Origin of the sequence: Mucilaginibacter sp. P25 (genome assembly GCF_050859465.1) — a bacterium.
GTDB classification, from domain to species: Bacteria; Bacteroidota; Bacteroidia; order Sphingobacteriales; family Sphingobacteriaceae; genus Mucilaginibacter; species Mucilaginibacter gossypii.
Map to the genome: position 1 here is coordinate 1,545,935 of NZ_CP193937.1, position 25,274 is coordinate 1,571,208.

Sequence of the window (25,274 nt, forward strand, 5' to 3'; positions counted from 1 at the left end):
CAGCAGATAGCCGTATTGGGAACTATTAACAATACCAACGTAAATACATTTACCTATGGCAGCGCCACCGGAGGTGGGGAGGTGGTTTCGGGGGAGGCGGTGGCGGCAGGGGCAATGCATTGCGTGGCTCAAGCAGCTCAACAACCAGCGCAAACGGCATCACCAACGCGCACGCCATTGGTGCCAACTTCCGCGATCAGTGGGGTAAAACACTCTCTGTTTACGGAAGTTACAGCTATACTGATAATACTACCAACACCATTAGCTCATCTATCCAAACCAACAACGTTCAGTCACCAAGTATAAGTACGCAAAAAAGCGATCAAACAGATAATCCTATTAACCATCGTTTTAATTTTAACCTCGAGTGGAAACCCGATACCATTAATTACTTAAAAGTTGTACCGAACTTCACCTACTCGAGCACTAATACTAATGCTAATGAATCCGTATCATCAACTATCGGCGGAATAACCAACTCGTCATACACCTCATTGTCGCACAGCGATGGCACAACGCCAGGCTACGGTATTAACGCCTTGTATAATCACCGCTTTAACGGGCATGGCCGCAACCTGAGCATTAACATCAGCGCTAATACGTCAAAAACATCGCAGTTCGATAATCCAACTTATGATTATGCCGATGGCGCACCCCGCCAGGCGCCTGCCAATCAGCAAACTTATACCGATAGCCGCGTAACCAGCTTTGGTACAAACATCTCGTATCTGGAGCCAATAAGTAAAAGGGGGTATTTGGAGCTTAATTATGCATTTAACCGCTCAAACACCACAAGCGACAGGGAAACCGATACGCTCAGTACCGCCAATACATATGACCATTACGACAGGTTGAGCAATAACTATAAATACAATTTTACCACCAACCGCGTTGGCCTGAACTATCGCTTTATCGAAAAGAAATACAACGTTACTTTGGGTATTGGCGTACAACCGGCCGCATTAAACGGCCTCAATCTTAAAAACGATTCGGCTACGCACGTAACCACGTTTAACGTGATCCCAACCGCTCGTTTCAGCTATAATTTTTCGAGGGGAAAAGCTTTAAACTTCCTGTATAACGGATCAAGCAACCAGCCTACATTTAGCCAGTTGCAGCCCGTTATTGATTTCACAAACGCGCTTTACCCGGTACAGGGTAACCCTAACCTGAAGCCGGAACTTGCCAATAACTTTTCATTGAGATATAATAATTTCAGTTTCCAAACCGGCAATATTTTCTTTACCAATTTCAACTTTACCGCAACACAAAATAAAATAGTACAAAACACTATTTCTTATCCCCGCAAATTTAGTAAGGCGGTGTTAGCAGCAGATCCATCGTTAAAAAGCTTTGAGGGCACCAATCTTACCAACTATTTAAATGCGGATGGTTACTATTCGGGCACTGCTAACGTGGTATACGCCAAGCCGTGGGCCCAGCGTAAGTTTACCCTGCAATTTAATAGCGCCTTGACTTACACCAATGGTGTGGCATTCTCAAACAGCATCGATAGTAATAATGTTGCCGCATCAGCTGCTCCATTAAAAAACATAGCCAAAAACCTCAACTTTACCCCCGGTTTAAAATTCAGGGTAAATATTGTTGATGTTATTGATGCAGAGGCAAGCAGCAGCTATGGCATCAATAAAACAACCAACTCTATCCATAGTACGCTTATTGATGGCAGCTCAAACTTCCGCACGTTAAATTTAGGGCTGGCCGGCAAAAATTATTTCTGGAAAGACTGGACGCTGAGCTATGATTTTACCCGTACTGTAAATTATGGATATGACCCAAGTCTTGGTATTAAAAACCCTAACATTCTGAATACTTACGTTGAACGCCGCTTTTTGAAAGATCACCGCGCAACTATTCGCTTGGCAGCATATGATCTTTTCAACCAAAACACAGGTTATACATCGGTTGTAAATGGCAATATAACTACGCAATCTACCGTAAACAGGCTTGGGCGTTACTACTTGCTAACATTCACACTTCGTTTACAAAAATTTGCAGGCAAGGCCCCGGATCAGCAACCCGGCCAGCGCAGGTTTAACCGCGATGGCGGAGGTCCGGGTGGACCCGGCGGCGGGCCAGGAGGAGGTGGCCCGGGCGGTCCTGGTTCTTTCTAAGGGATAGTATTTTTGTAGCGACGCATAATTGCGTCTTCCGCAGGACAAGCGATTTCAATAGCGTCTTAGCTACCGTAAATTGCAGGCTGGAGACGCAATTATGCGTATCTACATTCAAAACTGTCGTTTTTAAACGGCCTCTACTGTAAGCAACCTATCTGGGCCCGTACTGCAATGCGTAGGGAATTGGCGAGATCTTCTTTTGGCGATATTATCGGGGGTTACGTACACCAAATCAAGCTTACGGCCACCTTCTTTTTGAAAGTATTCTATCCGAAGGGGATAAAATCCCTTTTTTAGAGGAGCAATGTATGACCGTTGTATATCGGCATCGTGCAAACCATCAAGGTCAATGATTAGCTTGTCATTCAGGTATACTTTGCAGCCATCATCTGATCCCAATCCAAAAATATAATAACCGTCTTGTTTAACTTCAAATTGCCCAACCATCACTACGCCGAAATTGTTTTGGCGGGGGAGTTTATTGATATCAAAAGTGCTATCGGCCGTGCCCTCTTTAACCGGTTTTAGCGCCTTAAAGTCGGGCAGTTTATCCCACTGACCTTCATAATAGGCGTAATGAAAACCGCCGGGCTTGTAGTTTTTCCTGAGTGGTTTTGCGGGCAGGTAAGTGCCCTCCCTGAAATCGCCGCTGGTGCTCTTGTCAAATTTAGGACGGCTGGCAATCTGTCTCAAGGTAACTTTTGCAGGGCCGGATAGTTCTATTTCGGGTTTTGCAAACGGCGATGTAACCAATGGCTGCGAGCCATCGAATGTATAATGCACTTTTGTGGTATCATTAAAATACCAGATTTTTATGGGCTTATTCTTTAACACAATCCCGCCGGAGGGGTGAAACTCAAGTGGCTTACCGCCGTAGTCGTTATAGGCAAACCTCAGCCCATCATAAAAGTTTTTTAGCCGTACAGTGCCATGCGATTCGGCGGGGTAAGCTTTTACCACCCATTCAAAACCTGCCGGCGCACCTTTTTCAGCAGGCTGTCCATGGCATTAATCTTCATTTCCTTCATGCCCCGTCCTTCCCGGCCGCCTATGTAAAGCGCTTTCTCCTTACCTGCAAGCGAAGGCAGCTTCTCTTTAACCTGCTTAAGCATCACTCCATTATCCCACCAATAACTTGGATCACCGGCAATATAATTGCTGAAGAGCTGCGGCTCGTTCAGTAAAGCATAAGTAACAAACACACCGCCGAAAGAGTGGCCGAAAAGGGTATTATCACCATCAGAAGGATAGGTTTTATCAATATAAGGAATCAGCTCCTCTTTAAAAAACTTTAGAAATTTGTCAGCCCCGCCCGATGTTTTATTTCCGTTATTATGGGTGGGCAAAAAATCTCTATCACGGTCAACATTCAGTAGCCCGACAATTATCATTGGCGGCATGGTGTGTTCATCAAAAATAAAATGCTGGATATCGCGCCCTAATTTTATATTCCAGTCGTCAATGATGTACAATACATCATATTTGGTTGCCGAACCGGCTTTATAGCCATCGGGCAATATTACCTGGATAACCCGTTTCTCATTTAATATAACCGAATTGATGGAATCGCGTTTACCGGGCAGGTCCTGCGCCGCAGCGCGTCCTGACAAGCTAAATATTAATGCGATGGTAAAGGATAGAAAAAGGTAGGTCCTGTTCTTCATAATGAGGGAGGTTTGATTACAGGTAAGACTATGCCTTGATAAAGATAGTTACAACACGCCGGCAAAAAACAGCGAATGGCTCTTTTTACATAGCTAAAAGCAGAATGCACAAAGCCTAAATCTTAATTCACTGATTATTAGATGCTATACAGCTTAACACAGTTCCTTTAATTTTTCCGACATTTATTTAGTGCTTAGCTTATTGAACTTAACACTGTAAGTAATCAGGAAATATCGCTTCAATGTATTGTTTTGCACATCGTTAACCGAATTGGTGTTAATGTAACGGTACACGCTCACGTTTTGATTAAAGAGATCATAAACGGAAAGTTTAAGTTCTCCCCGATCTTTTTTTAGCATTTGCAGGGCCAGGGACGAGCTCACTACGTCAACTCCTTTTTTAAAGCCTGCCGCAACCTGGCTGTTATAATTAAAATCCTGCCTGGTTTCCCAGATGATTTTTTTAGGGAACCTTACCACCAGGCTGTTGCTTATATTGTAGGTAGCTACCCTGATACTCCTGAAATCGTCATAATGATATTTGGAGTTCGATTGGTTAAAACCAACGGCGGTATTCAGGTCAATCACATCTTTCCAGTTAACATTAATATTTTCACGCAATCCATATGCAACAGTATTTTGCCAGCCTTCCACATTATTCAGCAAATTAAGGTTTTGGTAATAGTTGCCGTAAAAATTAGCTGATGTGCCGAGCTGCCAGTCTTTTATCTTTTTAAACCCTTTAGAGACACCAACTGAAAAATTATAGCTCGGCCTGCCATCGCGGTTAACGGTAGTACTATTTTGCACCCCGTCTGAGCGAATGGTTTGCTGTGAAATTGCCATGTTTTTTTGCGAAGAAATGTTGCCGTACGAGTAAATACCCAGCTGACTGTTATTAAAGTATTTGAAAAAATTAAAGTAATAGGTATTGCTTATGCCAGGCCTCAAATTTGGATTACCTGTATAGCTGTACAACGGGCTATAAACAATAGTAATAGGCTGCAGGTTTGATACCCCCGGCTGGTTAACACGGCGCTCGTAACTCAAAAATATTCCATAAGCTTCGATACGAATTGTTGGCAACAGGAAAAAATAATTTTGAACAAGCCTGCTGGTCGCGAAATTGTTATTGATCTGCTGCCATTGGGTGTTAAGCCCGGCGATGATTTGTGTGTTTTTATTGAGCTGATAAGTGATCCCCGGTTTAATATTCTCGGTCCACAGATCACGTTTAAGGTCGGAGCTTTGATTAGTGAGCAGCGAATCAAAGCCGCCTGTTTTACGGTCGAAGGTAAAAACCTGGTCGCTGGTTTTATTATATATGCCCGATGTGATAACATCAACAATAAGCTTTTTGGTTAGCGGGTATCGGTAACTAAAATCGAGATTGCCCGAAGCATTGTTTGATGTGCGGGTAGATAACCTATGCAAGCTATCTGATAATTCCGGGCGTTGATAATTAACCACATCATTATTATTGAAATTGTTATTGTGGTTAGGATTAATGCTCAGGTTATGCGAGATAGTGAACGACTCCTTGCTTTTGTTCTTAGATCGTTTATGAAAATAAAAGCTTTGGTTAAATTGCGTTGAATGCCCGTCGCCCACAGAGCCTGATACCGATTTATTCACTGGCATATCAAAATTATTTGAAGTATTGCCCAACGACGAGGAGCTGCTATTATTAGAATTATAACTTAATGATGGATTATAGCGCAGGTTCCGGATAGTATCAGGCTTCCACTCCACAAGTCCGCTTATAGTGTGCGTATGATTGTTTGCATACCTGCTGCTTGAAGCACGGGTTAACAGCGTTGTATCTTTCAGAAATTGCTGCTGAAAATTGGCTGATTCAATTTTGTTGTTCCGCTGTGTATAAAAATATTGCAGGTTAAGCTTTAGCTTTTCGCCATAGTTTTGGTTAAGGTTAAACCCTCCGGACGTAATTTTTTCAATGCCGCCGCCCCAGTTTCGGCCACCATTAAAGGATGTGTTACCCCCGCTGCGGTCAAAACCACCCTCGGCATTAAGCTCATCGCGAGAGAACGCGGTATGATTTAGGTTATTGCTTAACCCAATAAGGCTTACCTGCAAAGTATCCCGAAACATATTGAACAATCCACCGGCCTCGTACCTGTCGCGCGAACCCAGACCTCCGAATACCTTGCCGAAAACGCTTTTCTTAATGGCCTTTTTAAGTTTGATGTTAATGATCTTCTGTACCTGGGTTTCACTTACCAAATGATCGGGGTCATTCTCCCGGTCGTCATAAACCTGAACCTGCGCAACAATGGCCGCATCCAAATTTTTGGTGGCGATCTTAGGGTCCGAACCAAAAAACTGCTTGCCATCAATCAACAGTTTGCTTACCTGTTTCCCGTTAACGGTAATGGTTCCGTCGCCATCTATTTGTACGCCGGGAAGCTTTTTAAGCAATTCTTCAACGGCGGCATTGGGGCGGGTTTTGAAAGCGGCAGCATCAAATTCAATGGTATCTTTTTTTACTTTTACTGGCACCCGCTCTGCACGTACCACCACTTCCTTAAGCATTTTACTGCTGAGTGTAACGTTGCCCAAATCAATTATATCGCCTTTTTTAAAATTAAAATTATGGATATAGTTTTGATACCCGGCATAGGAAATAACCAGGCGTACCTGTTTATCAACCGGTAGGCGCTGTAATTCAAAATCCCCGTTCTTTTTACTGAGGGTATAAGCTATCAGAGAGGTATCTTTCAGGTCGACAACGGCAACAGTACTCAACTCAAGAGCTTGCGTATTCAGGGAATCGGTGACCTTCCCTTTTATTGTGGCCTTTTGGGCAAAGGCCCCGGAAAACAGGCATAACAGTATCAATGAAAAAAAGATGGTTTTCATCCAGGTTTAGGTGCAGACAGGTAAGGTTAATTAATAAATTGTGTTATAGGTGATGTAGGGCCGTGGTAATTAGGAAACTTAAATCATGAGGTAGTTATAGGGTTTAGATGTCAGCATGTTGGTTAATTAACGTTTAAAGCATAACACTACTCCCCCTTGCTTAACCACTACATCCATAACCCCGTAGGCAGCATTATATGCTATAAATGTGCTCTAATAACATGAAAGCAGCGTTAATATTGCCTGATATGCTACAAAAAGGGGAGATATTTAGGTATTGTAACATTGATTTTACCAAAGTGCCCTTTTTCCCGATGCCATGCAGAATAAAATTATTCCTTTCTCCGCGTTGTTTTTTTGCGATATAAACATCAAACCAAATAAAGAAATATAAACGCGATAAAAATCAAACATGGCCGCAATAAAATTTTGCCAATCCCGTTTTTAAACTAATATTGTGCAAGTAATATTATTTTGTACCGAATTAATTACCTAAAACCATAACATTATGAAAGCAGCAGAAACCTACAAATCCATTTATGTAACGTTTTACAGGTGGAATGTTAAAAACTTTGGTCACGGCGGATTGCCAAAAGCCAACGCCCTTTTTGGAGCAAGCTTTTTGATGATCATTTTGCTGGCCATTTTAGTAAGTGTTGCACAGTTATTTTTAACCGCCGGCTGGTTTCAGTTAAGTCCGGTATCCGGCTTAATGATATTACTGGGTGCCACAGGCGCGTTTGTGCTTAATTATTTTGTATTGCTGAACAGCCGCTACTTTAAAAAGGTGAATGCCGCGTTTGCACGCATCAGCAAACACAATCCCAATACGTGGTCAATAATGCTGATGGTTTGTGTGGTTGTTTCCTGCACCATGCTGCTGGTTGTTTGCCAGGCCGGAACATTTTTAAGATGAGATTAAACAATGTGATTATAAGAAGGCCCGCCGGTACCGGCGGGTTTTTTGTTTTATATAGTCCCGCTTTATCACTTCATCAAAATTCTATATCTTTCGCTTCAATTAAACTTTTATCACTGTGTTGGTTAAAACTTTTGGAAGCGCGGTTTATGGGATACAGGCTATTACCATAACAGTTGAGGTGAATATTGCATCGGGCACAAAATATTTCATTGTGGGCCTGCCCGATGTGGCTGTAAAAGAAAGTTATTTCAGGATAGAATCGGCGTTAAAAAACTGCGGTTTCAGGATGCCCCGCCAGCAGGTAGTGGTTAATATGGCCCCGGCCGATATCAAAAAAGAGGGTTCTTCCTATGATCTTACTATCGCCACTGGCGTATTAGCCGCATCCGGCCAGATAGAACCTGAAACCCTTGATAAATTCATCATCATGGGCGAGCTTTCGCTTGATGGAAGCCTCCAGCCAATAAAAGGCGCTTTGCCCATAGCCATACAAGCCCGTAAAGATGGCTTTAAAGGTTTTATTCTCCCTAAACAAAACGCTCGTGAAGCAGCCATTGTTAACGACCTTGAAGTTTACGGCGTTGAAAGCATTAAAGACGTAGTGGGCTTTTTCAACGGCACATCCGAACTTAAGCCCGAAATAGTAAACACCCGCGAAGAATTTTACGACAGCCTCTGCAATTACGACAGCGATTTCAGCGAAGTAAAAGGCCAGGAAAATATTAAGCGCGCCTTAGAGATTGCCGCAGCCGGCGGCCATAACGTGATCCTGATCGGTCCGCCCGGAGCAGGTAAAACCATGCTGGCCCGGAGGCTGCCCTCTATTTTGCCGCCCCTAAGCTTATATGAATCGTTAGAAACCACCAAGATCCATTCGGTGGCAGGCAAACTTGCCGCTGCCGATGCGCTGGTAACCATCTCGTCCGTTCAGGAGCCCTCACCATACCATTAGCGATGTAGCTTTGGTAGGAGGGGAAGCAACCCTGCCCCCGGCGAAATTTCTTTGGCCCATAACGGCGTTTTATTTTTAGATGAACTGCCCGAATTTAAACGCAGCGCGTTGGAGGTAATGCGCCAGCCGTTGGAAGAGCGCCGGGTAACCATATCACGCGCTAAATTTACGGTAGATTATCCCAGCAGCTTCATGTTGGTGGCAAGTATGAACCCCTGCCCATGCGGATATTATAACCATCCCGAAAAAGAATGTATTTGCCCGCCGGGCATGGTGCAAAAATACCTGAGCAAAATTTCCGGCCCGCTGCTGGACAGGATAGACCTGCACGTAGAGGTAACGCCGGTTAACTTCAGCGAACTATCGTCCGACCGCGCTGCCGAAAAAAGCGAACTCATCCGCGAACGGGTGATCAGGGCAAGGGAAATCCAGGTAGAGCGTTTCGGCAACCGTCCCGATCTGCATGCCAACGCACAAATGAGCCCTCAAATGGTTCGCGACCTGTGCAAGATCAACGCGGCCGGCCAAACCCTGCTCAAAAAAGCCATGGAAAAACTTGGCCTATCGGCAAGGGCTTATGACAGGATCCTCAAAGTATCCCGCACTATTGCTGATCTTTCCGGAAGTGAGGAAATTAAGCTGGAGCATTTGGCTGAGGCTATACATTTCAGGAGTTTGGATAGAGAGGGCTGGGCGGGGTAAAGGAGATTTATTATGGGATTCTTTAATATTTTAAAAACGGAAACTACTTGCAGCAACTGTAGTAAGCCCTTTCCTGTTTACATCCAATTTAAGTTTGGTCACACAAGACAACTTGAATATCAATTGGGGGATAAGTTGTACTGGGACAGAAGGTGGAAAATGGCGTACCAATGATGTTGGAAGACCAAATTTACCGGCCGTTAATGTGTACGGAAGTTTTGGCCATGAAATATGCCCCAATTGCTCTTATCTTAATGAGGCGGAGTTTGATATAAGGATGGAATTTGATACTATAATCAGTGTTAAGTCGATGACCGATTATAAAAATTATCTTGACTATGAAGAGGGGGATGGATGTTATTACGAAGTGAATGATTAATTAACGTCCTATCGCAAGTATAGAGAGCGACAAAGAGAGTAAAGCCCTCAACAGATTAATGAATACATTTCTCGATTATATTTTTTACAGAACAGCAGAACTCTTCTTCAAAAGGTATGGAAGAAGGGGGTTCGCGGGAATTTCTATTATTTCCGCATCGCAAACATTTGCAATAAGCTCGTCAATCTTAATAATATTTCCTTTCATTACCACCCAGTCAATCAAATACTACTACGGCGCAATTACATACGCTGAAATAATAATTTATGGATCGTTACTATATATAAATCATCGCAAATATTCAGGGAAATATAACAAAATAAGATTTGTGTGGCGTGATGAAGCAGCTGAAGAAAGATTTCGCAAGGGTATTTTAGTATTCATTTCCTTAGTGTTCCCGCTCATATTATATGCAATATTATGTAAGGTTATCCATTAAACCTCACCCTCTGGCGCAAGTATGAAGGGGTGGCAATGTGTGAAAAGGCTACTTATGCCAAATATTAGAAAATATGAGTACCAAATACAAATTTCACGATCAGGATAAATTATACTTTGTAAGCTTTTCTGTTGTGTATTGGATAGAACTTTTCATAAGAAATGAATACAAACAGGTATTGCTTGACAGTTGGAGGCATTGTCAAAAGCATAAGGGTCTTGAAATATATGGATGGTGTATCATGACCAGCCACGTTCACATGATTATTGGAAGCAACAGTAATAAATTGGAGGATATATTGCGTGATATGAAAAAACACACCGCAGCGATATTACGAAGTACAATTGAAAACAATCCTATTGAAAGCCGAAAGGAATGACTTTTATGGATGATGAAACGCGCCGGAACGAAAAATAGCAATAACGAAAAGTTTCAATTATGGCAACAAGACAATCATCCCATTATGCTGTTTAACCATAAAGTATTGCGCCAGTAACAAACTGCTTAAAACAGCGCTGAAAAACTATGGCCTTAAGAAGTTTTTAACATATAAACTACATGACAACCAAACCTTTACTCCTTATCACTATCGCAGCACTAACAATCTTTGTGAGCTCCTGCAAAACCTATTACATGCCTGTTGGGACTTTCCTGGAGCAGGTGCCAACCCTGGAAACGGTGAATTTAAGACAGGTTACCGCCCAGGACCCTCTTGGGCATAAGCATACCTATAGTGTTTATCCTATTGATTCGATTAAATGTTTCGATAAAGACGGAACTTCTTATAAGTTAAAGAACGGGCCATCTATTGAAATACGTTTTACAGATATCAATGGCAAGCGATCAACCTTTTACTTCGACCGCACCTGGGTTATCCAGGATTCTGTTATCGGTGTTCAGTCAAAGATCCTTTCACTGAAAAAAGCAATACCGGTAAGTACGATCAAGACAATTGAAGTACAGGATGGGCGAAAAAAATACAAATACATTAACCAGTAGGCCAATATAAAGCTGGCCCACACAACAGTCGATTCGGAATTTAATCAAAACAATTCATTTGCCGGCGAGGCCGGGGTTGATACCCGGCACGGGCAAATTGGGTTATGCAGCTTAGCAGTTTACCTGCAAAACTTTAAGCCATACAGCCAACTGTACTATTATATTAAATAGCCGGTTAACTTAAAAGAAGCATGGCCCGCGGTTGCTGCCAATTGGAAATTTGTTAACCCTGCCATATACATGATCGCAATGCGTATGATCGCGATACATTTTTTGATGTGATGGCGGGCAATTTACCTGTAGTGGTTGGGTAGTTTCAGTCTTATCAGGCTGACAAACTATCGTAGCTTGTTTTTTCATAACGAATCCCCCTGTTTAGATTATACTGATAATTGGTATAATAAATTTAACTATAAAAGCACTTATTTACAATAGCTTTTATCAGAAAAATAATATTAAAAAAATTACGGCCAACCTCGAAGGTGCAAGCAGCTACTGCCCGCAGGCAAACCCTGCATATTTGCGCCAGCAAAGGAAAAAATCACTTGTGGCATCTTAGATAAATAAACGGCCGGAGCAAATAATATATACTCCGGCTGTTTAAATAAGTATAGCGTACCTGTATTTATTTCCCTTTCCAAAACTGCAGATAATGCAGGTTGTACCCTCCGTTGTTAGCTAATACCTTTATTTTGTTGCTCCCGGCTTTTAAAACAATGTTTTTTACAGCAATAACCTGCCATTTTTTAGCCCGCCTGTGTTGGGCACTGCCACTTCTTTTGCCTGGGTTATATTATTAACTAAAACAGATAGCTTGGCATCATCGGTGGCGGATGCTACTTTGAGGCTAAGGGAGTATACGCCCGGTATTTTAACCTGTATGGTGTACTGTGTCCATTCGTTGGTTTCAATATGATCTACATAGTAACTTTCATACTTCGTAGAATCTTTGCTGATATCAACGCCGTCGTTCCGGTAAACATGGCCTTTGTTCCCAACACCCGGTTTACCCGAAGTATGATAGTCGGCTGTATCGGTGTCAAAATAAGCAGAGCCATTGCGGCCCAGGTCATAATCAACAGCATTGATCACGGGGCCGTTGCCAATCCTGTTGGCTTTAAAGGGCTTGGTAACGCTTGTATGCGGCTGCCTGAAAATAGCATCGATGACATCATGATGGATAATGGTATTTTCTAATTTAGCATACGTAGCTAGCTCAAGGGTGCCGCTATAAGTATTGCTCTCGTTAGGTTTATTCCTGCCGGTGTTCAGGTACCTCGCCACATCATCATAGTTCAGATTTGAACGGATCTCCATCGGGTTGTTGATGCCCAATTTTTTCAATGGCCATAATGACCAGCCAATGTTATTTTTTCTAATAAGCCGATAGCTTCAGTAAGCCAGGTATTTGAGTTTTCGCCGGTTTCGCCTAACCATACGGGAATATTATACTGGTCGCGTGTTTTTACGATATGATCAACAGACTTCTGATCGTTAAAATTCCAGTACTTATGAAAGCTCAGCACCATGTTTTTATCCCACTGGGGTAAAATACCGTTATAGTTATTGCCCCAACCGTTGCCCTCAATAATAATAATGTGTTTTTTATCTACCTCGCGAATGGCAGCAGTAATATCAACCATCAGTTTTCTTAGCGGACCGTTTGTTTTTTCCTTCAGTCCGTTTTTATCATTTTGAGGATCGTCAAAACCCCAGTTTGGCTCGTTGATGATATCATAAGCACCTATATAAGGCTCGTTTTTATACCGTTCGGCCAGTTTACGCCAAAGGGCTATGGTTTTTTGTTTATTAGCCTCGCTGTCCCAAAGCGATGGTTTGTCCGGGTCGCGGTCGGAGATGTTGAGGTCGTTGCCTTGTCCGCCGGGGGCGGCATGCAGGTCAAGGATTAGGTACATGTGGTTTGCTTTACACCAGGACAGCAGACCGTCGGTCATTTTAAACCCTTTATCCAGCCAGGTGTTTTTACCGGCAACGGGCTCCTTATCAACCGGCAAGGTGTAAAGGTTATAATGCATTGGCAGGCGGATAGAATTAAATCCCCAGCGTTTCATCGAATCTACATCAATTTTGCGGGTATTATTGGCCAGCCAGGTATCATAAAACTCCTTAGTTTCGGCCGGGCCCATTAGCTCTTCAAACCTTTCGCGAATGCGGTACTGCCGGCTGTCTTTGTTAATGTGCAGCATATAGCCTTCCTGCAGCATCCATCCCCCTAAACCCATCCCTCGCAGCAATACATTCTGCCCCTTTTCATCAACTATTTTTTTGCCTTCGGCTTTTAAAAAGCCTGTTTGCGCATTTCCTTGTAACGAGACAAATAACGCCGGGACCGCGGCCAGCAAAGCCTTAATTCTTGAGCTCACCTTTATATTTTTTATTAACGATGTTAACATGTTGTTGTGCATTTAAATTTTCTAAACCGGTTTATATTACCAGATATACGTTCCAACCGAACCTTTATCAAGTTTAACAGCTAATACTTTTCCCTGGTACTGGATGTTAAAATCCTGCGCGCCATCGCTGGTGTTCGCTACGATAAGTACTTTTTTGCCATCGGGGGTTTTGAAAGCCACATTAGGTAAAGTATCCATATTGTTTGATGCAATACGTACTGAACCCGGACGTACAAATTTGGAAGCATGAGCAATTGAATAATAAGCGATGTTCTTCTTTACTTGGTTTTTATCAATGGTAACGGCGCCCTGGCACATTGGGCAGCCACCCCTGTCGGTGTAGGGCTTATATTCAGGGTCGGCGGCAAGGTTCCATTCCAGTACATTGCGGCTCCAGTTACGGGTTGCGCCAATAATAAGGCTTTTTACCGGCCAGGCAATGTTGATAGTACTTTGATTTTCGGGCTCAACGGTCATCTGCTCGGTAAAGTAAATATTTTTATCAGGATGGGCGTTGTGCACATCGGTAAGGGCCGAGATATCGCCGCCATACAGATGAAAGCCTGAACCATCCACATATTTACGGGCAGCCGGATCGTTCAATATCGAAATAGGGTAGTCAGGCCTGTCGGCATTATGATCGTAAACAATGATCTTTGTTTTGATACCTGCAGCCTTAAACGCTGGGCCAAGGTTGTTTTTGATAAAGTCGGCTTCGTCGGGCGCAACCATCAGCAAGCTGGGGTTATTGCCTGGGTGTAATGGCTCGTTTTGAATGGTGATGGCATCAATATTAATTCCATTGGCCTTCATTGCCTGGATATATTTAACCAGGTAGTTAGCATACACCGGGTAACAATCGGGTTTTAATCTGCCGCCGCGGGTATCATTATTGGTTTTCATCCAGGCCGGCGGCGACCATGGCGAACCCAACACCTTGATTGCCGGATTAATTGCCAGGATCTGTTTCATTACCGGGATCACATCGGTTTTATCCGGTCCAAGGTTAAAATGTTTTAACGTTGGATCTGTCTGGCCTTTGGGCATATCATCATAGGAGAATACTTTGTCGTTCAGATCGGATGCACCAATACTCAGCCTTAAATAACTGATGCCAATATCATTCCCCGTAACCGCAAAAAGATTTTTAAGCAGCGCGGCCCGACTGTCGGCACCCATACGGATGATGTGCATAGCGCTGCCCCCGGTTAATGCAAATCCAAACCCGTCTATCGGCTGGTAATGTTGCTTATCATTAACAGTAATAGTAGTGCCGCCGGCGTTCCCGGTTTTAAAAATAAGCGGCTCCTTTTGCTGCTCAAAAAGTGCCGATCTGTCGGCCCGGGTAAGCCATAAGCTTGCCTTTGTTTGCGCGTTTATTGCAGCAGCCGGGCCAAGCAGCATGGCGCCCAATAAAATCGATTTGATTTGCGTATTCATGAAACAGGATTTACAGGTTTATTTGTTGATAACAGGAATTAATAAGGCTGTTAAAATTGGATAAGTAAAAATATTACTGTTTTTAATAAAACGTAGTAATTAATCGGTTACAAAGTCAATAATTAGATTTTGCAGTGATTAAGAAGTAGTTTACGCATGGAGTTAATTTAAAGCAGGGCGATATAAAGTCTTATTTAAACGGGCAAATTTAATTTTCAATTTAAAACATTTGTTTTTATGAAAAGATTCCTATAAATTCACATACAACTATCCAATGAATACTCCATCTAAAAAAATTGTCATATTTGATGACGACGAGGACATACTTTCTATTTGCAGTTATATTTTGGAGGAACAAGGGTGGGAAGTGCACACATTTAGCGACTGCAATAACATTGTTGAAAAAGTTTCGGGCATCTTGCCTGATGTGATCATGATGGATAACTGGATCCCCGATTCGGGCGGAATCATTGCCACGCAAACCCTCAAAAAAACCGAAGGACTTAAAGAAATACCGGTAATTTACTTTTCGGCAAACAGCGATATCCAGATCCTGGCCAATCATGCCGGCGCCCAAAGCTATTTAGCCAAACCATTTGACCTTGAAGACCTGGAAAAGGTGATCAACAGAGTGATAGCAGCGTAGGTGAGATAAACCCGAGTTGCGGCTTATCGTATATCTGTATTCTTTAATCTTACTAAAATAAATTCAGTTGTCATTTCGACAAACCAAGCGGGTAATGTACGGGCGTGAGGAGAAATCTTATACGCCAGCCCTAAATCAGATGTAGCGGCCCTGCTTGGTGTATAAGATTTCTCTTTCGCCCCGGCGCTCATGGCCCACGTGCTCCATCGAAATGACAATTTTCTTTTTATTTAAAAGAGGGATATAAACGATAGCATTTTTTTAGTCTATAACAAGACAGAAGACACAAAATCCCCCCTTTAAAACGCTTCTATCTTTTTTCCTCAAACGATGCCAGCAGGTTTATATTCGGGTCCACCTTAACATCTGCCGGTTTGGCTTTTACCCGGAAACGGGCTGTTGTCGATTTCTCTTTTACCGGCACGGTTAACAGCTGCCCGTCAACAGACACCTCCAGCGGCAAATTGTAAACATAGGCCTGGTTTTGGGTTACATTTATGGTAATGTAACCATCCTTTTCATTATACTTCCAGCTAACCGCCAAATTTGGGTGCCCGGCGTTGCGTAGCCATTGCGTAAAAAACTGTTTCAGGTCTTTGCCGCTGGTTTGTTCCATTACCCGCCTCAAATCATCAGTATTGGCATTGCTGCCCTGGTATTTTGAATAATAGTTTCTTACCCCTTTCCAAAAACATCATCGCCCAGTTTGCGCCGCAGCATGTGCAGCACCCAACCGCCTTTTTCGTAACTATTGGCATTAAGCAGCTGCATAAATTTTGTTTTAACAGCGGTATCAACCACGGGCGTTAAACGCTCCTTTTCAAAATCCAGCACTTTTTTACGCTGGCCGATAAGGCGTGTTTTTAAGGTATCGGCCCCGTATTTATTTTCGAGATAAAGATTGGTCATATAAGTAGCAAAGCCTTCACTTAACCAAAGGTGGCCAAAGCTTTTCTCGCTGGCGCCATCGCCAAACCACTGGTGGGCAATTTCATGCGCCATTAGTTCTTCTATATCCGGACTTTTAACCGACTCTTCAAAGTAGAATATGGCACTGGCATTTTCCATACCGCCAAAAATGGTTTTCGACTGCACGTTGGCCAATTTTTCGTAGCTGTAAGGGCCAACATTTTTTATAAAGTAGGGGAGAATGTTTTTAGCTACAGCATAGCTTTTAAACCCCACCTCTTTACTTTCCGGAAAAACATAGGTAAAAACCGGGATTCCGTTAACATCACCGGGGCGGTCAACTGCAAACTCAGCTACGCCTATAACCATTACTTTGGTAGGCAGCGCAACGGCTTCAACCCAATGGGTTAGTTTGAGCTTTCCGTCGAGTTGCTTTTCTTCGGTTTGCAGGCCGTTTGATACCACCTGGTAATGATCGGGCGCGGTTACAATAAAATCAACCGTGGCTTTGTCGGCAATATTATCAACGCAGGGCAGCCAGTTATGGGCCCGGTTAGGCCAGTTATCACCAAAAAAGTACGGTGTCCGAATGCGTTGGTCGAGATGATCAACCCATCGGCCGGGATGCCGCTGTAACTTATCGTATAATCGCGGGTGTTCCCTTTATAGGCCCGGGTATTGATCTTTAGCTGTTCGCCATCCTGGGTAAACTTTACCGGCTTCCCGTTTTCGGTTACAGCCGATACCAGCATGCCTTTACCCTCAGCATTCTTTTTCACCAGGTCGAGGCTAAACCCTTCCGCGCCGTTCAAAAACCTTATCGAAACCGTGGCCTTTCCCTCTATATTATTATCGGCGTCATTAAGTTTAATATCAAACGTATAATGTTTAACATCAATCTGCGCCCCTGGAACCTGGGCAAATGCCGGCATGGTAAACAGGGCCGGTAACAATAAAAGAACAAAAAATATCCTGCGCATAGCCGTGGTTCAGTTTGTTTTGTACTGCAACAAAGCTAATAAAAACAAGCTGTTATCCGCCTTTCCCGGCTATTTGGTTTATTACATTTTTACATTGCTAAAACGTTACATTAACCCCTGTGGTGAACAAAAAGTAAAGTCCGTTCATTTTGGTGTTTTTTACATAATCAACCTGGTTAAATGGCTTGATGAGGTACGGCGTAAAGAGGATTTGCCACTTGTTAATAGTATAGGTTAAAGGCAACGATCCGCTGAAAGCAAGCAGCTTATATTGCCTTACCTCGCGCTGGTTTTGCTGCGTTACCGTTTGCGTTATGATAGTTTGCTTTGGCTGACTGGGAAACAGGATATTAATAGGTGTTTGCTGCTGGGGCTGCTCTATCGAGCGGGTAACCTGCGATTCGGTATAATAAGTTTGGTAGAAAGATTGTGTACCGGCATAAAGCGTGGCGGTAGGAGTAACTTTTAGCCCGCTTTTTTTATCCACGCCTGTTTTCAGGGCAAAAATTTCTTTTGATAATTCGGCCGTATTAACAACGTCGTTGCTGTTATTTTTATTAAACCTATAGCTGATGCCCGCGGTAAATTTTACAATATCATCCGGATTGGCATACAGCTGCCCGTCAAGCGTGGCATTAAATGAAGAAAGTATAATGGGACTGCTCTTGGTGATGAAATATTTGGTGGCCGATACATTGCCTCCATAATACCGTTTTGCATCAAACGCGAAAACATAGCCCGGTGTAACGCTAAGGCCCTCGGTGCCCGATTTGGAGCCATTAAGATCAAAATAGCCGATAGCACTTACAAAAAAGCCCTGCTTGCTAACTAATGTAACCGAGGGAAGAAGCACCGGGACACTGCTTTCATCGCGCCGGCCGGCATAGGTAAGGTTTGAAAGATATTGCAAACCCGCATTTACAAACAACTCTTTTGTTTTTGCCGCGGTATCAGGTTTTTGCTGGGCATAAACCGCAGGGCTGGTCAAAGCCAGCAGCAGGATAAGTTTAAGTTTTTTCATAGCTAATGTTGAATAAAAAAAGTGCGGATAATCAAAAAGGCCGGTACCGGCCTTTTTGATTTAATGTATGTAAATACTATTACTGTTTGGTAGCGCTCAGTTTGGCTGAACTCTTGCCCGAAGTTTTAACAGTAACGCTTTTCTTTCCCGCCTTTACAGCAGTACTGGAAGCGCTGCTATTTGAGAACCCTGTATTTAGCTTTTTAGAGCCCGCTGCCACGTTACCTGTGCTGTTCAGGTTACCGGACGAGGTAACACTCACATTTTTGCTAACAGCATCGGCGCTATTACCCGCGGCCACTGCAGTTTTACCTGTAGTTGTTGTAGCGCCAGCCCTTAAAGCGGTAGCATTGCTGCTTACTTTTTCGGTAGTGTTAGCAGCAACACCTTCGGTTGTGGTTAATGCTTTTTCGCCTGTTGCTGTTACTCCGGTTGCATTCACAGTACCTGCGGCTGAGGTATTGCTGCTAACACCGGCTTGTGCAGCTGTTGTACCTGCCGTAGCATTTACGGTTGAGGTAACGTTGCTGTTAACATTAGCGGCCTCACTGGTGGCAACGCCTGTTACGGCGTGGTTGGTGGTAGCCTGGGTTTGAGCGGCCGTCCGCGCTGCTACGTTTTGAGCCTGTGTGGCAGCCTGGTTGGTTACGGTTGAGGTTGTGTTAACCGCTTTTTGCGCTATAGATGCAGCATTCACTGTTGGCGTAGCTACCCGCGTAGCTATTTTGGTAGCGGTAGTTGCTCCAAGATTAACCTGGGCCGAACCAACTTTAAAAGCAAATAACGCAGCGGTCAATAAAACGGGTTTAATTAACTTTTTCATGATTAGTTTTTTAGTTATTAATATGTGAGGGAGGGGTAAACTTAAGCCCTCATCTGTTCGCTGTAGTAAATCAAAGTAAGTGCCATTGCACAGTAAATGACATTTTAATGACTTCAATTCGCAAAAGGTGTGAAATTGTGTATAATAAATTATACATATGTTCATTTTGTTCGTCAGCAAAGGAGCAAAAAAACGTCCCTTGTTTTTAGCAAGAGACGTTCTTTTTATAAGTTATACCTACCTTACATTTTAGGCATCCTGCGCATCATGTTGGCCATAGCAGCGGGATTGCTCATTTGCTTCATCACTTTCTTCATATCATCAAACTGCTTCATTAGGCGGTTAACTTCCTGTAAATCGGTGCCCGAACCTTTGGCTATGCGGTTACGGCGGCTTTGATTAATGGTTTCAGGGTTAGCTTTTTCAAACGGGGTCATAGATTGAATAATGGCCTCTATCGCTTTAAACGCATTATCATCAACCTCAACATCCTTCATCATTTTGCCCACGCCCGGTATCATGCCCATCAGATCTTTCATGTTACCCATTTTCTTGATCTGCTGGATCTGGCCGTAAAAGTCGTTAAAGTCGAACTTGTTTTTGCGGATCTTCTTCTGTAGCTCGGCTGCCTCTTTCTCGTCAAACTGCTGCTGGGCGCGTTCAACCAACGACACCACGTCGCCCATGCCCAGGATCCTTGATGCCATACGATCGGGGTGGAAAACGTCAAGCGCTTCCATCTTTTCGCCGGTACCAATAAACTTGATAGGCTTATTAACAACCGATTTGATAGAAAGGGCCGCACCACCGCGGGTGTCACCATCCAGCTTGGTTAATACCACACCAGTAAAATCAAGGCGGTCATTGAACACTTTAGCAGTATTCACAGCATCCTGACCGGTCATGGAGTCAACCACAAACAGGATCTCGTGTGGTTTTACGGCATCTTTTACCTGCTCAATCTCCACCATCATGGCCTCGTCAATAGCCAAACGGCCGGCGGTGTCAATAATCACCACGTTATTCCCGTTCTGCTTAGCCTGGGCTATACCTTCGCGGGCAATAGCAACCGGGTCTTTCGAGTCGCGATTGGCATACACCGGGATACCTATTTGCTGGCCTAAAACCTCCAGCTGATCAATAGCCGCCGGACGGTAAATATCATCAGCAACCAGTAATGGTTTTTTATTGCGTTGTGTTTTTAAGTAATTGGCAAGCTTACCTGTGAAGGTTGTTTTACCAGCACCATTCAAGCCGGCAATAAGGATGATGGTAGGAGTAGCTGGAAAATTCAGATCGGCTGTGGTACCGCCCATCAACGCGGTAAGCTCATCGTTCATGAGCTTGGTAAGCAGCTGGCCTGGCGAAATAGATGTTAATACATTATTACCAAGCGCCTTTTGCCTCACATCATCGGTAAATGCTTTGGCGGTTTTATAATTAACGTCGGCATCAAGAAGGGCCTTGCGAATCTCCTTCATGGTTTCGGCCACGTTTATTTCAGTAATAGTTCCCTGACCCTTCAGGACCTTGAACGCCCTATCGAGTTTATCCGAAAGATTTTCAAACATTATATTAAAAAACTTTAATCTTTTTTATAAGAATGCAAAGGTATGATTTTGAACTATATTAACTTGTCTCATCCCATTGTTTATTCCAAAATAAAGCCGGCCCTGTTTTTAATAAGGCCGGTTCAATTGTATTATTTGTTCAAGACTGTACTACGGAAACCGGTACAACATCCCCAACCCAATACCTTCATAACCCTGCGCGCTATCGGATGTATGTTTATCATACAACAGCGTTCCGTTTACCGTTGCACTAATTAACCTGTTCACTTTAGCTGTTAGCGTTAAATCAACACGGTGGGTAATAAATTTTGGCGATTGGGCATAAGGGATAAACAACGCGTAACGGGTATTTAAGTGAATGTTTTTGGCTATATCTTTATCCAGCAACGCAACAACCTGGAACGCAAGATCGTTTTTCACGGTTTTTAACGTATCCACACCGTAGTTATCTTTTTGATATTTGTGGATGGCCTGATCAAGTACAAAAGTTTGTCTTGCAGTACCGGTACCCAAACGCAAATCGAACCAACTTTTTGGCTTATACTCAAAACCGACCGATTCGGTAAGATAACCTGGCGACATAAAGTTTGAAATATATTGCTGATCAAATTTTCCATTCCCCATATCAACATAATTGAAACCTTTATCAAATTGCGACTCAAAGGTTAACGAACCGAAGAAGTACCAGCTTTTTGATAATTGAGACGCTACTTTGTTATCAAAATAAATACGGTCCTGCGTTTTACGTTTGCCCTGTCCCTTATTTTTTGATACGCCGTAAGTAAGGTTAAGCTCGGATACGTAACTGAAAGGCGCTTTGTTATATTCGGTATGATAAATAAAATTTGAACCTAATGCCACCGCGCTTACGCCACCCGCCGCATAATTGCTGCTAAATGCCGACTGGCTAAAGTTCAGCCCGAATGTGATTACCTTTTTCCAGTAGTTTACTTTATAATCGAGCATGGTAACAGGTACCATTTCGCGCTGGATCTGTATGGGGCGAACCCGGGTGGGGATGGCGTTTTTGCGGGAATTTATCCGGTATTTATTAAGTACGGCAGTGTCTATTTTAACACTATCTTTTTTCAGGGTATCTGTTTGTGCTTTTGCTGATAAAACGCACGTGACTGATAATGCGAGTATTAGTAATCCCGGTTTTGTTTTTAACATAGTAAACAAATTAAAGCAAAAATCTCCTTTTTTACCCACAATAAACAAAAATGTTGCTTCAGGGTTTAGTCTGGCAAACGACTTTTGGGCAAAAATATCGGAATTTTCGGATATTAAAATGAACCTTGTATTAAGGTTTATCTGTCTTATTCACGGCCAAGATCCTTCTTGCTGTCATCGGGCGTAACAAGCGGAGTAAGGGAATACGGCCGTTTCTTATACTTTAAAAAACGATTGAGGTTGGTTTTAATGGAGGCTATAAATTCATAGTCGCTTGCCGTTTTCACCAAATAATAGCCGGGACGGTACCGTAACATGAAGTCGGTGAGCTGCTGATCTTTTAAATTGGTTATGGCGCCAACATAAGTTCGGTTAAAACGATAGTCAATAACACTTTGCTGATAGTCTTTTTCAATAGTTTCGCGCAGGCGGGCAGCATTGCGGCCGCTGCGGCTTAATGAATTGTAAAGCGCGTCGATACTTAAGCCAGCACCGCCCGGCCCAAAGCTCAGCAGGTCCTTATTATTAAGCGGGCCGAAGATTTTGGTATAATCGTTTTTGGTTGCAGCCAGCCGTTTTTGCGGGTTAAGCAGGGTATCACGCACGATAACTTCTTTAAGCTGTATGGCTGTGCGCTTCATATAAACCGCCAGTGATTCGCCGCCTTGCACTTTCAATGTATCGGGATGATGATCTGATTTTGTAAAAACAAGCACATCGCCGGGTTGGGCTTCTATCTTGAATTCACCTTTAAAAGTATTGTAAATTGATTTGCCGGTGGTGATGTTCTGTACATTAACTTTGGCAATGCGGTCTTTGCTGTCTTTATCAAACACAACCCCATCCACGGTTTTTTGCTGGGCAAAAACTTTAGTTGCGGTCAGGGCCAAACATATTAAAAGCGTCCACAGTTTCATTGAGGATGCAAAAATACGTGTTGCACAGCGGGTGATCATACAATTTAACAACAATTAACCTTTAGAGGAAAGAGCCAAGATACCAGGAGTCAAGAATCAAGATAAATATTCGGTGATAACTAATCTCAAATTCTCTTGACTCTTGTTGTCTTGATTCTCTATTTTACGACAACAAGCTTCTGGCCAATTTTAATGCCATTGTCGCTCATACTGTTTAATGCTTTCAGGTCATCAACAGTTATTCCAAAACGCTTGGATATGTTGTATAGTGTATCGCCCTGTTTTACGGTGTAGATCTTATCGTCGGGCGGGGTTTTGGAAAGGGTATCCTGAACAGGTTTGCCAATGCTATCGTTGATCTGAGATAACACACGGTCTTCCCGTTTAATTTTAGCAATCTCGCCTTCGGGGCGGTCGTACTGATCGAGGTTATATTTTACAATAATATTGATAAGCAACTGCGGATACTTAGGATTAGTAGCATAACCCGCCTTTTTCAATCCATAAGCCCAGCCTTCGTAATCGTTCTTATCCAGTTCAAAAAGTTTAGCGTAATTTTTACGTTTTAAAAACGCCGAGTGGTCACGGAAGGAATCTTCCGGGTTATCATAAACGCGGAAGCAATCATTCACGTTATCGTCATCCTTATAATAGCTTTTGCCGGTCCAGTCGCTGGTGCATTTTATGCCGAAGTGGTTGTTGGCATATTTGGCCAGGTCACTATTGCCCGCGCCCGATTCAAACAAGCCCTGCGCCAGGGTAATACTGGCCGGGATACCATACTGGTTCATTTCCTGGATGGCGATGGCCTTGAAGCGGTCAATATATTCTAACGAGTTGTATGACCGGTAATTGGCAATAGCGTCCTTGTTGGCTTTTTGGATATTGCTGTTATTGCGTTTGGCATCTCGGTTTGATACTGTAGTGGTTTTTTTGCGGGCAGAGCATGAACTGAGGCAAACTACAGCAATGAACAGGTATATGGTTTTTCGCATGAGGCTTAAATCTTATTATGTGGCATATAACCAGGGCCAAATTAAGATTTTATAAACGTAATTATTGCTGTTTAGTTGTTGCGTCGGCCAATTGCGTTTGGTTTGCCGGATTTTCATCCAGGTCATTGAGGTTATACCTGTTAATGATACCTAAAACCTGCGATGCCCATCTGCGGCTACCGGCATAACCGGCACGCTGAATACCTTTTGCCCATCCTTTATAATCATAATGGGTAAGCGCGTCGGCCAGGTGGCTAAACTGCTTGCGCTCGGTCATGATACGTGCAAAGTCCTGGAACGAGTCAAAAACCGAATCGTATCTTTTATAAGAGGTGCGAACTTTTTTGTTGTGTTTGGTATAAACTACGGTATTGTAACCTTTTACTCCAAACTGATTATTAAGGTTTTGTGCTATGGTGCTGTTGCCGCAGCCCGATTCATGCATGGCTACACCTAAAACGATGCTTGCCGGGATCCCGGTTTCGTGCATGATCTTAATGGCATCATCTTTGAACTTTTCAATGTAAGATTGTGAGGTATTTTTCTGTGCTGAAGCAGCTAATGTTGAAATCAACAGTGTTGTAATCAGTAAGATTTTCTTCATAATTTATTTTTTTCTGATAACCAGCAGCCCATCGCGTACCGGCAGGATCAATTTTTCTATCCTGCTATCAACAGCTATCTGGTCATTTAGTTTGCGGATTCCTTCAGTATCGGCATCTTTTTCGGTGCCGTACACCTTTCCTTTCCACAAAACGTTATCAATTATTATTAATCCTCCGGATCTGACTTTGTCAAAAACTAATTGAAAGTAAGTATAATTATTCTTTTTATCGGCATCTATAAACACCAAATCAAAAACATCCTCCTGTAAATCAGCAATAACGGCCTCTGCCTGCCCAAAATGCAGCTTTATTTTGTTTTCAACATTTGTTAGTTTAAGATGTGAAGTGATGATCTCCTCCATTTCGCGATTAACCTCAATGGTGTGGAGGATGCCGTCGTCGGCCAAACCTTCGGCCAGGCAAATAGCCGAGTAGCCTGTATAGGTACCTATCTCCAGGATGCGCTTAGGCTGCACCATTTTGCTTAAAAACTAAGCAGCCTGCCCTGGTAATGCCCCGATAGCATGTTAGGTTTTAACACCTTGATATGCGTTTCGCGGTTGAGCTTTTTAAGCACCTCCGGCTCCGGGTCGCAATGGTCATCTAAGTAAGCCAGTAAGGCATTAGGGAGAATATCCATGGGGGCAAAGATACACCGTTGATGGGAATGATTACGCTGATTTCGTTGATTTATTTTGTAAGTTA

At 43.1% G+C, this 25,274-nt stretch carries 23 protein-coding genes and 1 pseudogene; 6 read left to right on the top strand and 18 right to left on the bottom strand.

Translation table 11 applies throughout. From position 1 onward, the window contains the following. The first annotated feature begins 119 nt into the window (after positions 1 to 119). Positions 120 to 2,135: an outer membrane beta-barrel protein gene (locus ACRQ5D_RS08120; protein ID WP_432328638.1), complete on the top strand. Its 2,016-nt coding sequence runs from the start codon at positions 120 to 122 to the stop codon at positions 2,133 to 2,135. 129 nt (positions 2,136 to 2,264) lie between these two features. Here the strand turns inward: ACRQ5D_RS08120 and ACRQ5D_RS08125 are convergent, their stop codons facing one another. From ACRQ5D_RS08125 to ACRQ5D_RS08135, 3 genes are all read right to left on the bottom strand, one after another. Further along, entirely contained in the window at positions 2,265 to 3,098 is an 834-nt protein-coding gene (locus tag ACRQ5D_RS08125) for a PA14 domain-containing protein (protein ID WP_432328639.1), read from the bottom strand. Beyond that, positions 3,092 to 3,802, bottom strand: coding sequence for an alpha/beta hydrolase (locus tag ACRQ5D_RS08130; protein WP_432328640.1), 711 nt, complete (start codon positions 3,800 to 3,802; stop codon positions 3,092 to 3,094). The genes ACRQ5D_RS08125 and ACRQ5D_RS08130 overlap by 7 nt, the downstream gene beginning before the upstream one ends. A 183-nt stretch (positions 3,803 to 3,985) precedes the next feature. After that, positions 3,986 to 6,682 (bottom strand): outer membrane beta-barrel protein, encoded by a 2,697-nt coding sequence (locus ACRQ5D_RS08135; RefSeq protein ID WP_091174763.1) that lies wholly within the window; start codon positions 6,680 to 6,682, stop codon positions 3,986 to 3,988. A gap of 508 nt (positions 6,683 to 7,190) precedes the next feature. Between ACRQ5D_RS08135 and ACRQ5D_RS08140 the strand changes: the two genes are divergently transcribed. The 4 genes and pseudogenes from ACRQ5D_RS08140 to ACRQ5D_RS08155 all read left to right on the top strand — a co-directional run bounded on the left by ACRQ5D_RS08140 (position 7,191) and on the right by ACRQ5D_RS08155 (position 11,075). Beyond that, the gene (locus ACRQ5D_RS08140; protein ID WP_091174765.1) at positions 7,191 to 7,598 is read left to right on the top strand and encodes a hypothetical protein; all 408 of its coding nucleotides are present in this window, start codon (positions 7,191 to 7,193) and stop codon (positions 7,596 to 7,598) included. A 121-nt stretch (positions 7,599 to 7,719) separates the two neighbouring features. Further along, positions 7,720 to 9,258, top strand: a pseudogene (locus tag ACRQ5D_RS08145) (YifB family Mg chelatase-like AAA ATPase). A gap of 891 nt (positions 9,259 to 10,149) precedes the next feature. Beyond that, positions 10,150 to 10,455: a transposase gene (locus ACRQ5D_RS08150; RefSeq protein WP_091174770.1), complete on the top strand. Its 306-nt coding sequence runs from the start codon at positions 10,150 to 10,152 to the stop codon at positions 10,453 to 10,455. A gap of 179 nt (positions 10,456 to 10,634) precedes the next feature. Further along, a complete protein-coding gene (locus ACRQ5D_RS08155) occupies positions 10,635 to 11,075 on the top strand; it encodes a hypothetical protein (protein WP_091174772.1) in 441 nt (146 codons plus the stop codon). A 723-nt stretch (positions 11,076 to 11,798) separates the two neighbouring features. Here the strand turns inward: ACRQ5D_RS08155 and ACRQ5D_RS08160 are convergent. From ACRQ5D_RS08160 to ACRQ5D_RS08170, 3 genes are all read right to left on the bottom strand, one after another. After that, positions 11,799 to 12,419 carry a carbohydrate-binding domain-containing protein gene (locus ACRQ5D_RS08160; protein ID WP_432328641.1) on the bottom strand — a complete coding sequence of 207 codons (621 nt, stop codon included), beginning with the start codon at positions 12,417 to 12,419 and terminating at the stop codon, positions 11,799 to 11,801. Next, positions 12,416 to 13,459, bottom strand: a complete 1,044-nt coding sequence (locus tag ACRQ5D_RS08165) for a glycoside hydrolase family 5 protein (RefSeq protein ID WP_432328642.1) — start codon at positions 13,457 to 13,459, stop codon at positions 12,416 to 12,418. The genes ACRQ5D_RS08160 and ACRQ5D_RS08165 overlap by 4 nt, the downstream gene beginning before the upstream one ends. Before the next feature lie 66 nt (positions 13,460 to 13,525). Continuing rightward, positions 13,526 to 14,929: a glycoside hydrolase family 30 protein gene (locus ACRQ5D_RS08170; protein WP_091174776.1), complete on the bottom strand. Its 1,404-nt coding sequence runs from the start codon at positions 14,927 to 14,929 to the stop codon at positions 13,526 to 13,528. Between the two features lie 274 nt (positions 14,930 to 15,203). Here ACRQ5D_RS08170 and ACRQ5D_RS08175 point away from each other — a divergent pair, with 274 nt between their 5' ends. Further along, positions 15,204 to 15,575: a response regulator gene (locus ACRQ5D_RS08175; protein ID WP_090532688.1), complete on the top strand. Its 372-nt coding sequence runs from the start codon at positions 15,204 to 15,206 to the stop codon at positions 15,573 to 15,575. 310 nt (positions 15,576 to 15,885) lie between these two features. Here the strand turns inward: ACRQ5D_RS08175 and ACRQ5D_RS08180 are convergent, their stop codons facing one another. The 12 genes from ACRQ5D_RS08180 to ACRQ5D_RS08235 all read right to left on the bottom strand — a co-directional run bounded on the left by ACRQ5D_RS08180 (position 15,886) and on the right by ACRQ5D_RS08235 (position 25,209). Further along, positions 15,886 to 16,191 carry a hypothetical protein gene (locus tag ACRQ5D_RS08180; RefSeq protein ID WP_431199384.1) on the bottom strand — a complete coding sequence of 102 codons (306 nt, stop codon included), beginning with the start codon at positions 16,189 to 16,191 and terminating at the stop codon, positions 15,886 to 15,888. Between the two features lie 59 nt (positions 16,192 to 16,250). Then, a complete protein-coding gene (locus ACRQ5D_RS08185) occupies positions 16,251 to 17,075 on the bottom strand; it encodes a M1 family aminopeptidase (RefSeq protein ID WP_431200971.1) in 825 nt (274 codons plus the stop codon). Next, the gene (locus ACRQ5D_RS08190; protein WP_431199385.1) at positions 16,970 to 17,464 is read right to left on the bottom strand and encodes a hypothetical protein; all 495 of its coding nucleotides are present in this window, start codon (positions 17,462 to 17,464) and stop codon (positions 16,970 to 16,972) included. Before ACRQ5D_RS08190 ends, ACRQ5D_RS08185 begins: the two co-directional genes overlap by 106 nt. Before the next feature lie 97 nt (positions 17,465 to 17,561). Then, positions 17,562 to 18,485 (bottom strand): hypothetical protein, encoded by a 924-nt coding sequence (locus ACRQ5D_RS08195; RefSeq protein ID WP_091174783.1) that lies wholly within the window; start codon positions 18,483 to 18,485, stop codon positions 17,562 to 17,564. Between the two features lie 79 nt (positions 18,486 to 18,564). Further along, positions 18,565 to 19,308 (bottom strand): hypothetical protein, encoded by a 744-nt coding sequence (locus ACRQ5D_RS08200; protein ID WP_091174786.1) that lies wholly within the window; start codon positions 19,306 to 19,308, stop codon positions 18,565 to 18,567. Positions 19,309 to 19,550: 242 nt separating this feature from the next. Continuing rightward, positions 19,551 to 20,879: a signal recognition particle protein gene (gene ffh, locus ACRQ5D_RS08205; protein WP_090532696.1), complete on the bottom strand. Its 1,329-nt coding sequence runs from the start codon at positions 20,877 to 20,879 to the stop codon at positions 19,551 to 19,553. Between the two features lie 150 nt (positions 20,880 to 21,029). Further along, positions 21,030 to 22,052 carry a DUF3078 domain-containing protein gene (locus ACRQ5D_RS08210; protein ID WP_091174944.1) on the bottom strand — a complete coding sequence of 341 codons (1,023 nt, stop codon included), beginning with the start codon at positions 22,050 to 22,052 and terminating at the stop codon, positions 21,030 to 21,032. Between the two features lie 146 nt (positions 22,053 to 22,198). Beyond that, positions 22,199 to 22,969, bottom strand: coding sequence for a hypothetical protein (locus ACRQ5D_RS08215; protein WP_091174788.1), 771 nt, complete (start codon positions 22,967 to 22,969; stop codon positions 22,199 to 22,201). A gap of 158 nt (positions 22,970 to 23,127) precedes the next feature. Beyond that, positions 23,128 to 23,964, bottom strand: coding sequence for a glucosaminidase domain-containing protein (locus ACRQ5D_RS08220; protein WP_091174790.1), 837 nt, complete (start codon positions 23,962 to 23,964; stop codon positions 23,128 to 23,130). A gap of 61 nt (positions 23,965 to 24,025) precedes the next feature. Beyond that, positions 24,026 to 24,568 (bottom strand): glycoside hydrolase family 73 protein, encoded by a 543-nt coding sequence (locus ACRQ5D_RS08225; protein ID WP_091174792.1) that lies wholly within the window; start codon positions 24,566 to 24,568, stop codon positions 24,026 to 24,028. 3 nt (positions 24,569 to 24,571) lie between these two features. Then, the gene (locus ACRQ5D_RS08230; protein WP_432328643.1) at positions 24,572 to 25,048 is read right to left on the bottom strand and encodes an O-methyltransferase; all 477 of its coding nucleotides are present in this window, start codon (positions 25,046 to 25,048) and stop codon (positions 24,572 to 24,574) included. Positions 25,049 to 25,053: 5 nt separating this feature from the next. Beyond that, complete coding sequence (locus ACRQ5D_RS08235; protein ID WP_432328644.1) at positions 25,054 to 25,209, bottom strand: hypothetical protein; 156 nt, start codon at positions 25,207 to 25,209, stop codon at positions 25,054 to 25,056. Positions 25,210 to 25,274 lie beyond the last annotated feature (65 nt).